General features: G+C 36.9%; 6 protein-coding genes. 1 reads left to right on the top strand and 5 read right to left on the bottom strand.

The window, feature by feature from the left end; all coding sequences use genetic code 11:
* Nucleotides 1–4 precede the first annotated feature (4 nt).
* The 5 genes from ABEB31_RS15490 to ABEB31_RS15470 form a co-directional block, all read right to left on the bottom strand.
* Entirely contained in the window at nucleotides 5–3,136 is a 3,132-nt protein-coding gene (locus tag ABEB31_RS15490) for a SusC/RagA family TonB-linked outer membrane protein (protein WP_347052543.1), read from the bottom strand.
* 647 nt (nucleotides 3,137–3,783) lie between these two features.
* On the bottom strand, nucleotides 3,784–4,761 hold the full coding sequence (locus ABEB31_RS15485) for a glycoside hydrolase family 43 protein (RefSeq protein ID WP_347052542.1): 978 nt from the start codon (nucleotides 4,759–4,761) through the stop codon (nucleotides 3,784–3,786).
* A gap of 12 nt (nucleotides 4,762–4,773) precedes the next feature.
* Nucleotides 4,774–7,128: a GH92 family glycosyl hydrolase gene (locus tag ABEB31_RS15480; RefSeq protein WP_347052541.1), complete on the bottom strand. Its 2,355-nt coding sequence runs from the start codon at nucleotides 7,126–7,128 to the stop codon at nucleotides 4,774–4,776.
* A gap of 27 nt (nucleotides 7,129–7,155) precedes the next feature.
* Nucleotides 7,156–9,324 (bottom strand): TIM-barrel domain-containing protein, encoded by a 2,169-nt coding sequence (locus tag ABEB31_RS15475; protein ID WP_347052540.1) that lies wholly within the window; start codon nucleotides 9,322–9,324, stop codon nucleotides 7,156–7,158.
* Between the two features lie 137 nt (nucleotides 9,325–9,461).
* On the bottom strand, nucleotides 9,462–10,511 hold the full coding sequence (locus tag ABEB31_RS15470; protein WP_347052539.1) for a glycoside hydrolase family 43 protein: 1,050 nt from the start codon (nucleotides 10,509–10,511) through the stop codon (nucleotides 9,462–9,464).
* Between the two features lie 415 nt (nucleotides 10,512–10,926).
* On the opposite strand from ABEB31_RS15470, the gene ABEB31_RS15465 reads away from it, so the two are divergent.
* On the top strand, nucleotides 10,927–14,883 hold the full coding sequence (locus ABEB31_RS15465; protein WP_347052538.1) for a hybrid sensor histidine kinase/response regulator transcription factor: 3,957 nt from the start codon (nucleotides 10,927–10,929) through the stop codon (nucleotides 14,881–14,883).
* The last annotated feature ends 216 nt before the right edge of the window (nucleotides 14,884–15,099 follow it).

Raw genomic sequence — 15,099 nt, 5'->3', positions numbered from 1 at the left:
TAAATTATAGCCCTATTGATAATCCAAAAAGAACTGATTTTGTTGTGGGATATTTTAAACCATTTCCGGTATCCAATTCCGGATCCCATAGTTTAAAATTCGATACATACCAAAGATTATTTCCACTGATATAAATTCTTAATCCCTGCAGATACATGCGCTCTGCTACTTTTTTATCCAATGTATAGCCTACTTCCATTGTTTTTAAACGTCCAAAGCTCATGTCTTTTTTCCACCATGTAGAAGCAACAGAATTATTGACATTAGGACCATAACTCAATCTTGGCCAAAACACATCCTGACTTGGATTTTCTTCTGTCCAGCTATCTTCGTAATTGGAATAAATATTTCCTAAAGTTCCTGTGCCGCTTCCCGGAATAAAATTAGAACCTCCTATTATTCTTTCTGATTTACCAATTCCCTGAAAGAAAAAGCTCAGATCGAATTGTTTGTATTTTAAATTACTTCCGAAACCGTAAACAATCTGTGGATCTGTTGTTCCTCCGATAAAACCTTCGTCCAGCCCGCTGATGATTCCGTCGCCATTTCGGTCTTCATATTTAATATCTCCGGGTCTTAAAGCTGTTCCGAATGTAGGAACCGGTAATCCTGCTGCCAGTACGCCCGGCGAAGCAAAATCTTCGTCTGTATACAAACCTTTTGCTATGTAACCCCATAAAGTATTATTCTGAATGCCCGTTCCCGAACGATAAGTTCCTTTAACGGCTTCTGCTTCATCTCTTTCGGTTACTTTATTTTCTACGTAAGTAAAATTGAATCGCCAGCTCATAAAGAAATCCGGAGTTATTTGTTTGTTTAAATTGAAACCAACCTCAATACCCTTATTCTCCATTTTTCCAAAATTGGCCCACGGCGCATTAATAAATCCTGCTTGCGTAGGAACGGTATTTCTTTCTACAAAAATGTCCTTTCTTTTTTCCTGAAATACATCTACAGTTAGATCCATCATATTAAAAAGACCTAATTCAATTCCTATATCTGCTTTGGCAACTTTTTCCCAGGTTAAATTGCTTACACCGATCTGACCTTCTTCGATTCCTTCAAATTTTACTCCCTGACCTGTACCAAAATGGTAGTCAGAACCGTTATCATCACTAATAGTCGTCAAATACGCAAACCTTCTGTTACCTCCAATATTATCATTACCCACTAAGCCATAAGAACCGCGAATTTTCAGCTTATTGAAAACATCTTTGTAAGGCTCCATAAATTTTTCTTCAGAGGCAATCCATCCCATTGCTACAGAAGGGAAAAAGCCGTAACGATTTCCTTTTGCAAAATTTTCAGATCCATTGTATCCAAAGTTAAATTCACCCACATACTTTCTATCAAAAGTATAAGAAGTTCTTCCCGCTAATCCCTGATGCTTAAAAGCCTGAGGAGCCGTACCGTCATTATAACTGTCCTGATTGTATAATAAAAGTCCGCCTACATCATGTTTGCCAAAAGAACGGTTATAAGTAGTATTGGCTTCCAGATAAATACGTCTGTTACCAAATGCAGCTTCGGTTTTATAACCTAAATATTCCTGACCGTAAGCCTGAACTGTGCCATGAATCAGACTTCCATCCAGATCACGCTGCGTAGCCACATTATAATAATCCGGAGATTTTCCGCGAATAATTTTATTTTCTGAATAAGAGTCAAAGGAGTAGGTAAACTTTGCTTTAAGTCCCGGAGTGATCCCTTTGAAATCCTGTTCTATCGACACCAGACTTTCTATTTTACTGCCTCCCTGTTTGTAGTATCCTTGCTGCGTACCAACTGCCCACGGATTTTCGCGCGCAAATACACGGGGAATCTTCCCATCAGAATAAATGGCAGGATGTACAAAAGGAGTGGTTTCGAATGCAGTACCAAATAAATAATCAGTACTTGTATTGGCTTTATTCAGATTTTGCAAAAATCCTCCAATATTTACTCTTAATAAAGTTGTTTTAGACACGTTAACATCTACGTTGGTACGAACATTCGCTCTGTTTAATTTTGTTTCAGAATCGTATGTCTGATTCGGATCTGCGGCCAAAATACCATTTTCACTGTAGTAGGATGCTGTTAAAGCATATCTCAGAATTTCAGATCCACCGGCGACATTCAGATTCGATCTTGAGGTAAAGGCAAATTTCTTCGTAATAGCATCAACCCAGTTTACATCCGGATATAAATCAGGATCATAATTACTGGAAGTTTTTGAAATGCGATCATCAGAATACAACTGAGGTTTGCCCTGCTCTGCGGCTAATTGATTTAAAAGCGTCATGTAGGGAGCGGCTCTAATAAACTCCGGCAGTTTTGTAGGTTCCTGAATTGAATATTCTGTTCTTACCTGAATGGTTGGAGTTCCCACAAAACCTCTTTTCGTGTTAATCAAAATTACTCCGTTTGCTCCTCTTACACCATACACGGCACTGGCGGCAGCATCTTTTAAAACTGAGAAAGATTCGATTTCAGAAGGATCCAGGTCGTTTAGATTACGTTCAATTCCGTCAACCAGTACAAGTGGATTTGTGCCTCCTTTAAAAGTTGAGATTCCACGAATTTTAATATCCGATTGATCGTAACCCGGTTCTCCTGATCTTTGCACGGCCATAACCCCTGTAATCTGACCCGCAAGGTTATTCCCTAAAGTACGGGAAGTTCCCACCTGCAGCAATGACGGCTTTATAGTGGCAATTGCTCCAACAACCGAAGCTTTTTTCTGCGTACCATAACCTACAACGACAACAGCCTGAAGATCGTTGGTTTCGTCCTGCAGGGTCACCGTTATTTTCTTTTCATTGTTTAATGGTCTTTCTATCTCCTTCATCCCGATAAATTTAAATACCAGAATGGCGTCCGGAGAGGACACCGTAATACTAAAAGTTCCGTCAAAATCTGTTGAAACGGCATTTTTGGTTCCTTTTTCAAGAACTGTCGCAGAGGGTAAGGACAATCCTTTCGAGTCTACAACGGTTCCTGTTACTTTTACGGGAGTTCCATTTTGCGCATACGAACTGCTTATGCAAAACAGGAGAAACAATAAACAAATCCATCCATCCGTAATACACTTCAATTTACTCCACGTAAATAAGTGTAGACAGAAGGAAGACATTTTCCTAGTCGGTTTAATTTTCATTTGGTTAATTTTTTGGTTGGTAATTAGTAAGTTTTTAAATTAAAATGGATTTTGAATATTTCTCTAAAAAGCCTTGCAATGAGAATTGTATTACAAATAACATTTTAGTCTTTTGTATCGCTAATATTTTAAACATAATAAAATATTATGTTATTTTTTACCGATACAATAATTTAAATACTAAAAAATTCCGATTTAATTTATTGCCAAATTAGGAGAATGGTAACATTATTTTAATCTCATTTTGTTTCAAAATTGTGTTCAAATCATTCATTAAAGCCTTTAAAACATTGAAAATATGGTACATGAGCAAAAACAATGTCATAATGAGACAAAAAACGAAAAGCTTATTCTAATGCAGATAAAGAACGGTGCATTATATAAAAATTTAGCCTGTATGTTTTTTATAGTTTTAGTTCTATTTTTCCCAATAGTTCCATTGGAATAAGTAATAGTATAGTAGCTTTTTTTTTAAAAGCAAATAAGTAAACTTCAATTCGATAATATCCTAACTATATAGATTAGATATAGCAGTCAAAAAATAAAGACATGCAATTACCTTAGGATCTTTCTAATTATTAAAAGAAAAAATCAAAAAAAATAACGCATCGCTGCGTTATTTTTTATTACGGTCTGCCACTATGTTTCTATTTAATTACATGAGCTTTTACACCTTCTTTAGTAATCACAACAGGTTTTATAAAACCATTTTCATCAAAATGCATTTCTTCTATGCATGTTTCCCGAGAGTTGCCATGCGTTTCGGTCAATGGTCTTCGGTGGTAGACGATATAATACGTGTCAGAATCGGGTGTTTTTATAATAGAATGATGTCCTGCGCCGTTAGCAATTTTATTATCCTGTTCTAATATTTTACCAATTCTCTTAAAAGGTCCCATAGGAGAATCTGCAATAGCATAAGCCACACAATAATCCGGCCCGGTCCAGCCGCCTTCTGACCACATAAAGTAATATTTATTATTTCTGATAAACATAAAAGGACCTTCGACATAGTTTTCGGGTGTAATCTCCTTAAAAATGGTCTGATCTTCAAAAGGAACAAAACCAGTAAAATCGGGTTTTAATTTTGCGATATTACAATGTCTCCAACCACCGTAAATTAGATAACACTGACCGTCTTTATCCCGAAACACAAATTGATCAATAGGCTGAGCGCCATTATAAAATTTATCTACTAATGGTTTGCCCAAATAATCTTTATATGGACCTTCCGGTTTTGAAGCCACAGCAACGCCAATTCCGCCAATTTCCTTATCGTTCTGAATATCGTTTGCTCCAAAAAACAAAAAATATTTATTTTTATTTTTAATAACCGAAGGCGCCCACATTGCTTTTTTTGCCCACTTTACCGCTGAGGTATCTATAATTGCAGGATGTTTTTTCCACTTTATTAAATCTTTGGAGGAGAAAGCATCCATAAAAACCTGCTCTTCATAACGCGCAGAATAAGTGGGATAAACCCAGTACGTTTTGTCAAAAATAATTCCTTCAGGATCGGCGTACCAGCCTTTAAAAATGGGATTATTATTTTTGGAAGCGTCTGTCTTTTGTGCAGTAGCGGTCAGACAGAAAATAATTAAAAGAAAAAATATAACTTGTTTCATAACATCACCACTTTAATTGGACCATTTATCGCCTGGGTTCGCATCAACTTTAATTTTTAAGGAGCCCCCTTTTTTAATGGCATCCAAACCAACAGAAAGCTTCTCTAAATTTGCGCCGTTCAATTGTACTTCCTGCAGGTAAATATTGGTTTTGGAATTGTTTTTAACATCGATTACAAACTTTTTATTTCGGTCTTTTCCCAATTGCGATATGGTGATTTTATCAAATAGCGGACTTCCAATCTGAAAAGACGGATTAATATCTGTCAGCCCTTTCACATCAAATAACCCGATGGAGGACATTACATACCAAGCGCCCAGTTGCCCCTGATCTTCATCCTGACCATAACCGTAGCCATGAATTCCTTCTGTTCCATAAAATTCATCGCAGATTGCGTGTACCCATTTTTGTGTCAGGTATGGTTTTCCTGAGAAATTGAAAAGCCATGAAATATGTAAATTAGGCTGATTTCCATGATTGTAAAAACCGGATAATCCTGCAAAAGCATCGATTTTTGTTCCTCCGCCAAAAACATTTTTCTGAGATTTTTTAAAAATATCATCGAGACGATTGTTAAACGTATCTTTACCTAAAGCTGCCACTAATTCCGGCACATTGTGAGGAACGTAAAAAGTATACTGCCATGCATTTCCTTCCTGAAAACCTGTCCACGGCTGCGACGGATCAAAATCTTTAATGAATGTACCGTTGGCATATTTGGGTCTTATAAAAGTTGTTTCCTTATCGTATATCAATTTCCAGCCATCTGCCAGTTTTATGAGTTTTTCGTAATCTTCTGTTTTACCAAGCGCTTTTGCAAATTGCGCAACAGCATAAGCACTAAACGAATATTCCAGCGTATGAGAAGCCGAAAATCCGGAACCTTCAGAATTGGTTTTAAAATCCATATTGTCCAGAAATGGAGAATAACCCAATTCTACAAATTGTTTTACATCCATTTTCCCTGCACCTTCAATTCTGTTTTTCCATTCCAGTTCATTTTTTAAGGCCGCTTCATAACCTTTCTCCACATCAAAATTACGGATGCCTGAATTATAAGCCGATGCAATTGCAAGTCCGGTAAAATTGGTACCCACACCCGAAACGTATTTACTGTTTGCAATTCCGTCGCCCAGCCAGCCCGCATCTTTATAAACCAAAATTTGTCCCTGAACCCAATCTGCGTAATATTCCGGGTACGCCAGTGCCCAAAGTTGTGTCAGATTCCAATAGCCGCCCCAAATGGCATCTGTATTATAATAATTATACTGGGGCTTTCCTTTTGCGTCAAGCGGAATTTGTCCTACCTTACCATTATTCATCGGATAAGCACCATTGACATCGCTTCCTAATCCACGGCCCAATAATGCATGGTACAATCCGGTATAGAATTTAATTTTGTCATTTTCGTTTTTACCTTCTACGGCTATCCTTCCTAAATAATCGTTCCAAACTGAATTACCTTGCTTTCTTGCTGCATCAAAGTTGAGGTTTTTAGCTTCTGTATCCCGATTAAGTCTCGCATTTGCAATTGAAGTATAAGACAGTCCAATTTTTACTGTAATACTTTCATTTTCTTTTGTATTAAAAGTTAAATATACGCCTGCACCTTCTCCTGAAATTTCTTTACTTCCGGCTTTGGTTTCTTTTTTATTGAATGTTCCGAAGCCAGCGGGTTTCTTATCTACGACAGCCGAAAAATACATCGCCACTTCGGCGCCAGTCTGATATTTTTTAACATATTCAGGAGTTGTGATCACATAACCTTCAATCCTTCCGTCTGCTGTAATGTTTACTTTTGAATCTTTTACAGCACCGCTTTCGCCTTGTCTGTTTCCAATATCAAAAATAATATTCGACTCAGAAGATTTGGGAAAAGTATACCTCTGAAAACCAACTCTTTTTGTAGCCGTAAGTTCTGCTTTAACCTTATAATCTTTTAACAAAACCGAATAATAACCGGAAGTGGCATATTCGTCTTTTCTGTCAAATCGGGATCTGTAACCTTCATCCGGATTTTCAGCTTTGCCGGGAATGGTTTGCAGCTTCCCAACAGAAGGTGCAAGCACAATTCCGCCTATCTGGAATTCGTGTAAGCACGGGAAACCCTCAATAGAAGTATCTCTTTCATCATAACCTGTAGCTTCCCATCCATCCTTGTTACCCAAATGTCCATTGGTCGACGGACCTAGTTTTGCCAGACCAAACGGCATTGCAGCGGGCGTGTAAAAAAACCAGCGGCTGTGAGCAGTGCCAATATTCGGATTTACATAATCGGAGAACTTTTTAACAGATGGTTGTGCCACCGAGACATTACTTACAGTGGAGGCAACTATTATAAGACAGATTTTAAAAATGTTTTTCATATTTAATTTTTCATTTTGAAGACTTAATTACTTTAACTGGATCGTAATTCCATCTTTAAGTGTCCCTATACCTTCATAAGTTTTACCATCTAAAAGTAAAGTCACGTTTATTTTATTTATTTCCTTGTCGATATTTCTTTTTCCTTCTTTACCGGAAGTTTTGATTTGCACGGTATTGTTCTTTCTTTCTGCAGTGAATTGTAGCAAAGCAAAATCTCCTTTCTGAAAACCAAATCCGTCACCGGCATCTACGTACAATTCGCCTTGAGCTTTGCCATCCTTATTCAGACAAACAAAGAGACTCAACGGATCGAACGAATTTTCTCCTGCATTTTGGATAATTTTTCCTGCCGGAATAATACTTCCCCCCTTAATACTCAGTTTGGCCTGATATTTATCGCCTTTCTCACCATCTACCAAATTTAATTCTTCCCAAATTCCTGAAGGCAAAATCGGATTTTTCGCGAAAGCGGGAACCACCAAAAGATTTTCTCCCAACAGGAAAGCCTGTTCTTCACTTCTTAAACGTGCATCCTTAGGATCTGCAAAAAACACCGGAGCCATAACCGGAAGACCGATTTTTGAAGATTCATAAAAAAGAGTATACATATATGGAAGCAGACGATAGCGTCTTTCCAGAGCAATTCGAGAAGTTTTCTCAATTTCGGGCCCGTATGCCCAAGGTTCTTTGTCATTGGTTCCGGCGCAGGCATGTCCGCGGGCGAATGGCATAAAAGCACCAAATCCCAGCCAGTTGGCCCATAAATCGCCATCTGTATTCCCCAGGAAACCTCCAATATCCGGTCCGTTAAACGGCTGACCCGATAATCCTAAAGTCAGCGACATTGGCACCGATAATTTTAAATGATCCCAGCCGGCATAATTATCTCCCGTCCACGTGGCTGCATATCGCTGTCCGCCCAGTAAATTGGATCTTGTTAAGAGAAAAGGACGCTTCTCCGGATTAGTTTTTAATATTCCCTCATAAGAAGCTTCGACCATTAGTCGGCCGTAAGCGTTGTGGTACAACAAATGAGAGCCCGGCGGTAAAGTACCACCTCCTTTATGAGGTGTATCGTATGGCATGGTTCCCAGACGTTTATCTTCGGGAAAATCATTATCATTGACAGCAGGTTCGTTCATATCATTCCAGACACCGTCTATTCCTGTATTTAAAAAATCTTTATATAGACCTGCCCACCAGGTTCTGGTTTTCGGACTTGTAAAATCAGGGAAAGCGCAATCTCCCGGCCAGACTTTACCATGATATTCTTCTCCGTCCGGCTTTTTTACCCACACATCATTTTGCGAACCCGAGTTATAAACTGAATATTCTTTATCTACTTTCACACCCGGATCAATCATATAAACAGCACGAAAACCTTTTTTATGAAGATTGTCATTTAATCTTTTTGGATTTTTAAACCTTACGCTGTCAAATGTAAAAACTCTGTACCCCTGCATATAATCAATATCCATCCAGATTACGTCGCACGGAATTTTTCTTTCTCTAAAATTATCTGCAATTTCCATTACGCGTTTTTCGCTGTCATACGAAAAACGACATTGATGATAACCCAAAGCCCAGCGTGGAGGTAATTTAATAGTTCCTGTTAATTCTGAAAGTCCTTTTATGACTTCCTGTGGTGATTTGCGATCAATAATATAAATCCTGAACAATGCGCCTTCGGAATTATAAATAATCTGATCTGAATTGGTGATTAATTCTGCTTTCCAGGTACTGTCGAAGATAATTCCGAAAGCAGAACCGTCTTTACGAACTCCCATTACCCAGGGATGCGTCTGATATAATCGTTTACCGCCTTCTACGCTGTACGCGCCGGTATCGGTATTCCAAAGTTTTATGGATTGCCCGTTACGCAATAGCGGACCAGTAACTTCGCCGCCGCCGTACAGACTAATATCTTCTTTTAAATTTAAAACCGCGCTTGCTTTATCGTTTTTGAATGTAAATTCAGGAACTAATGACCAATCTGACGGTAATTTTCCTTTTGACTTCGGTTCTGAAGCAAGAATTAAAGAAGGTGTTTTGCTCTTATCGTATCCTTTCGGAATAAACTCGGCAATTCTATCACCGGCCAACGAGGCTTTTTGAATTGCAACTTCCTGTGCCTTTACGACAGCAAATGGAATTGCAATAAAATAAACTGAAAATAAAATGGTTTTAAGATTCATGTGGTTAGTTAGTAATTGAAATGTTAGTAAACTATTAAAAATCAATATCAACAAATCTACTAAAACGATTTAGTATAATTGTAAAAATATTGATTTAATTTGTTATGAAAAATGTTTTTTTTAGAAATGGCCGGAAATTACATTGCCGGAATTGCCAGTTCTTTTCCTTCAGAAACCGGGTCTCCAATAACCGGATTTCCATTTATGCCCCATTTTATCTGCTGCATTCTTGGCGATCTTTTCATTCCGCAGCCTTCTCCGGGATTTGAATTGGCATGGTATAAAATCCAGTCTTCTTTTCCGTTTGGTGACTTAAAAAACGAATTATGTCCCGGAGCGTAAACTTTTGTCTGATGCGACTGACTCAAAATGGGCGTTTCAGATTTTATCCAGGAAGAAGGTTCTAACAAATTATCTTTTCCCGTGAAGGTCAGTAATCCTAAACTATAATTGTCTGTCCAGCATCCGCTTGCAGAGAAAATAATAAAGACCTTATTTTTATGAGACAAAAACTGAGGTCCTTCATTTACATTGACCTGCGGGGGATTTACATCATCATGCAGCGCTCCATGTAATTCCCACTGATTTTTCGGACTGGAAATCAAAACTCTGTCGCTCTCAATTTCGGTCGGAGATTTCATTTTGGCAATATAAATATTCTGCTGACCATTGGTATCTCCTTCCCAACCGGACCAAATCATATACAATTGTTTTTTATAGGTAAAAACATTTCCGTCAATAGCCCATTTGTCTGTTTGCGCAGCAATTTTGCCTTTAAAAAGCCAATCGCCTTTCATCGGATCTTTAGAATCATTTTCTAAAACATACATTCGGTGAGTGTTATTAGAACCATTATCGGCGGCAAAATACACATACCATTTCCCCTTAATAAAATGAAATTCTGGTGCCCATATTTCGGCACTGTAGTCGGTATTTTTTGGCGCAATCCAAATGGTTTTCTTTTCCGCATTTTTTAAATCAGCCAGATTTTTAGTTTTAAAAAGCACAAGACGGTCCTGCATGGTATGGGTGTAATAGTAATATCCTTCGTGATACGTGCTGTAAGGATCGGGCCCGTACTCTAAAAGTGGATTTGCAAAAGTTTTTTGTGCATTGACATTAGGACTGACCATCCAAAACAAAAGCAATAAAAGGGATTGTGGTAGTAGGTGTATTTTTCTTTTCATCTAATTAGGTTTAGGTTTAAGAACCTTTTGGGATCTGGTTGTTTTGTTTTTTTTGGTTTTCAGGTTAGTTTCACATAGAAAAATTAAAAAAAGAACTTTTAAGAATTTCATTTTGTATTATTAAAAATATAAGTAATATTGCAAGCGCTATAAAAGCCAAAAATCTAACTTCTGTCACAAAATTTTACTTTATTTTTATTAATATAATAATTTAAATATTAAAAAATTATCATTTTAATTTTTGGCCAAAATAGGATAATGAGCACTTAATTCTGATCTCATTTTGTTTCACATTTGTGTTGAATTGATTCAAAACAACTTTTAACGCATTGCTATTACACAGAAAAATCAAAATGATGTGCTATTGAGACAACCGAAAAATTTTTTTTTTATAAAAATTAATACAACCATTTACATGCAGCGTCTTTTAAAATCCGGACTATCTCTTTTTTTCCTGTTTTTATCTTCTTTTGTTTTTAGCCAGGAATATTATTTTAAACATTATAAAGTAGAAAACGGAATGTCGAATAATACTGTTTTGGCTTCTATTCAGGACAAAGACGGTTTTTTATGGTTTGGTACAAAAGACGGTTTAAATCGTTTTGACGGTTACCATTTTAAAACATTTAGAAGCGGTCCGGATCCTAAAACCTCATTGGGAAGTAATTATATTCAATCGCTTCACGAATTCAAAAATTATATCTGGGTGGGAACCGATAAAGGTTTGTATTCCTATGACAAAAAATTAGAAAAATTTGCTTTTATAAATGAGGCTATAAATAGTCGTATCAATGATATTGACAATGATTTGAAGAATAATCTCTGGTTTATTTCTATTGGAACGCTTATTAAATATAATGTCGATACCAAAGAAACCAGAATGTTTGACGGCCGTAATTCTTTTTACGCCACTTCTATAAGCTGTGATAAAAAAGGCGGAATCTGGGTTTCCTCTTACGATGATTTATACCATTATTCTGAAGCTACGCAGAGTTTTGATAAAATTAAAGTACAGCTTCCGGGAAGCACGTTTTCGATCTCGGTAATTTACGCACTTGATGCAAATGCCATCTTAATTGGTACCCGCGATCATGGTATTTTTAAATATGATGTACCGAGTGGAAAAACAACACCTTTTATTGCAACAGCTGAAAAGCCGGTTTTTGTGAGGCAATTTAAAAGAAGCAAAAATGAATTATGGATTGCCAGCGAATCTGGTGCATACATTTATAACCTGCAAAATAAAACAATCCGAAATTTGCGAAAAAGTCCGAGCGATCCTTACGCCATTTCTGATAATGCAACCTACTCTATTACAATAGACAAGGAAAATGGTGTCTGGATTGGAACTTATTTTGGCGGTGTCAACTACCATCAAAAACAATACGATCAGTTTAAAAAATATTTTCCCCGAAAGAGTGAAAATGCAATTGTAGGCAGCGCTGTTCGCGAAATCCAGAAAGACAATCAGGGTAATTTGTGGATTGGTACTGAAGATGCAGGGCTTAATAAATTTAATCTTCAAACCAAAAAATTTATCAATTATAAACCAGACGGAACAAAATCAGGTCTTTCGTTTTACAATATTCACGGCGTTTTACCTCGTGGAAATAAAATCTGGATTGGTACTTTTGAACATGGCTTAGATGTGATGGATGCGGGCACCGGCAGAATTATTAAACATTACGATCATAAGACTAGCAGTTTTAAAAGTGACTTTATCGTTTCGTTTTATGAAACTCCCGAAAAGAAATTGTATGTCATAACTTCTGTTGGAATCTATTTGTACGAAGATCAGAACGACAGCTTCAAAATTTGTGATTTCTTTTCAGAGTCTACCCATTATACCTGTATGTTTAAGGATAAGGATGGAAATTTATGGGCGGGATCGTATCGTGACGGACTGTTTTATTACAATCCGAAAACCAAAGAAAAAGCCGTTTACCGTCATGATTATAAAGACGGTAAAAGCATCAGCAATGATTTTATAACTTCTATTTTTCAGGATAAGCAAAATAATCTTTGGATTGCAACCGAAAATGGCCTCAATTTATTTCATGCAAAAACCAAAGAATTTACAAAGTTTACGACCAAAGATGGTTTTTCGAGCAACGTAATCTACTCGATTCTTCAGGACGATCAGCAAAATTTATGTATCACGACGTCAAAAGGATTGGTGCGATTTAACTATAAAACGAAATCGGTTAAATTTTTTACGACAGCAAACGGTTTACTGAGTGACCAGTTTAATTACAGTTCTGCTTTTAAGGATTCAAACGGCGATATGTATTTTGGAAATCTTAACGGAATGATTAGCTTTAATCCTAAAAATTTCAGCACTTACAGATACAATCCGCCTGTATTTATTACCGGGCTGCAGATTAACAATCAGGATGTTGTGGTAAATGAGGACAACTCGCCACTGGATGAATCTGTTTCTTATATCAAAAAAATTACTTTAAAAAATGACCAGTCCAATTTTAATATCGATTTTGCGGCGTTAAGCTACACCGCGCCTGAGCTTACACAATATTGGTATAAGCTCGACGGGATCAGCGATGACTGGGTTTATTTAAACAGAAACAATAAAGTGTTTTTTACCGAGCTTCCGTCAGGCAATTATAAATTTAGGGTTAAATCGTTAAGCGCAAGTGGTATCTGGAGTAAGGAGGCGGTTGTTGAAATTACGATTTTACCTCCTTTCTGGGCCAGCGGTTATGCATTTTTTGTTTATTTTCTTCTTATTGCAGGCTGTCTTTACTGGCTTTTGCGACTTTATCATCAAATGACGATTAAAGAAAACAACCAGAAAATTGCTAATCTTAATAACGAAAAAGAAAAGGAAATCTATCACGCAAAAATCGAGTTTTTTACCAATGTTGCACACGAAATCCGTACGCCTTTAACGCTGATCAAGAGTCCGTTGGAAAGCCTTTTGAAAAAGACTTATGAGTCTTCCGATATTCTTCCTAATTTATCAATTATGGAAAAAAATACTTCTCGTCTTTTAAATTTAGTAAACGAATTACTTGACTTTAGAAAAACGGAAATGGAAGGAATTGGGCTGACTTTTGTAGAAACCAATATATCCTTAATAGTCAAACAATTGCAATCTGAGTTTACGCCTCTTATAGAGGAGAGAAATATAAAACTGGAGCTGGAACTGGGGGAAAAAAATATTTATGCTTTTGTAGACGAAGAAGCAATTCGAAAAATACTGAGCAATTTAATTAGTAATGCTATAAAATATGCCAAAAGTGAAGTTATAATTACGTTATTCAGAGATGAAAATTCTTTGGAATTTATTGTAAAAAACGACGGGAACCTGATTCCGAAAAGCCTTAAGAGCAAAATCTTTGAACCTTTCTTCAGGATATTGGGATCGGAAACACAAACAGGAACCGGAATTGGTTTGTCACTGGCACATTCTTTAACGGAACTGCACAATGGAACTTTGAAACTCAAGTTCGTGGATGATACCATGAATACTTTTGTTTTGAAACTGCCTTTGCGTCAGGAAAGTGAATTCCATCTTTATAAAGATACCACCGAAACCTTAAAAGACGGTAACGAAGAATTTGAAAATGAAATTACGGCGAAGAACACCAAAACGCAAATTCTGATTGTTGAAGATAATCTGGAACTGCTCAACTTTATGAGCAAAGAACTGAGCAAGGAATATAAAATTTATAAAGCTGCAAACGGAGAGGAAGCTTTGAAAGTTATTCATAATCAAACCATTCATATTGTAATAAGTGATATCACGATGCCGGTTATGGACGGAATCGAATTGTGCGCGCGCATTAAATCTAATATCGAAACCAGCCATATTCCGGTTATTCTCTTAACCGCGTTAAGTGCAGTACAATCCCGTATTAAAGGTTTGGAATCTGGTGCTGATGCATATATTTCAAAGCCATTTTCAATGGATTTTATAATCGCGCAAATTGATAATTTATTATCTAACAGACGTCATGTTATGGAATATTATGCTAGTTCTCCTCTATCTCATTTAAAAACTATTGCCCACAATACGGTTGACGAGGAATTCATAAAAAAACTGGATGAAATTATCGATCAGAATATGTCTGATACCAATTTAAGTGTCGAATCTCTGGCCGATATCCTGCACATGAGCCGTTCTACTTTGTATCGAAAAATAAAAGACATCTCTAATTTAAGTCCGAACGAACTGATAAACAATGCACGCCTGAAAAAAGCAGCAGAATTATTGTTATCCGGGAAATATAAAGTGTATGAAATTGCAGAAATAGTGGGTTATAATTCACAATCCAGCTTCAGCAGGAACTTCCAGAAAAGCTTTTCAATGTCGCCATCAGAATTTATAAACAATGAAAAATCAGGAAGTTAACTTTTGGCAAAAAAAAACTCCCTAAAAGTTTAAGGAGTTCTTCGGCAGCCGGCGGGTGCCTGAAATGGTATGCGGTAACTAACTAAATCATTGGACAGAACCTCCAGACGAACCCCGCCGGTTCCCTGTTATTTTCTGACTGATTTCAAATGTATTGTTACCAGTATAGAGACAAATTTACAACTATATCAGCAGGGTAATCTTACAGGATTTCCT

This window comes from Flavobacterium olei (genome assembly GCF_039749035.1).
Lineage (GTDB): Bacteria > Bacteroidota > Bacteroidia > Flavobacteriales > Flavobacteriaceae > Flavobacterium > Flavobacterium olei.
This window is presented reverse-complemented; position numbering and strand designations above follow the sequence as displayed.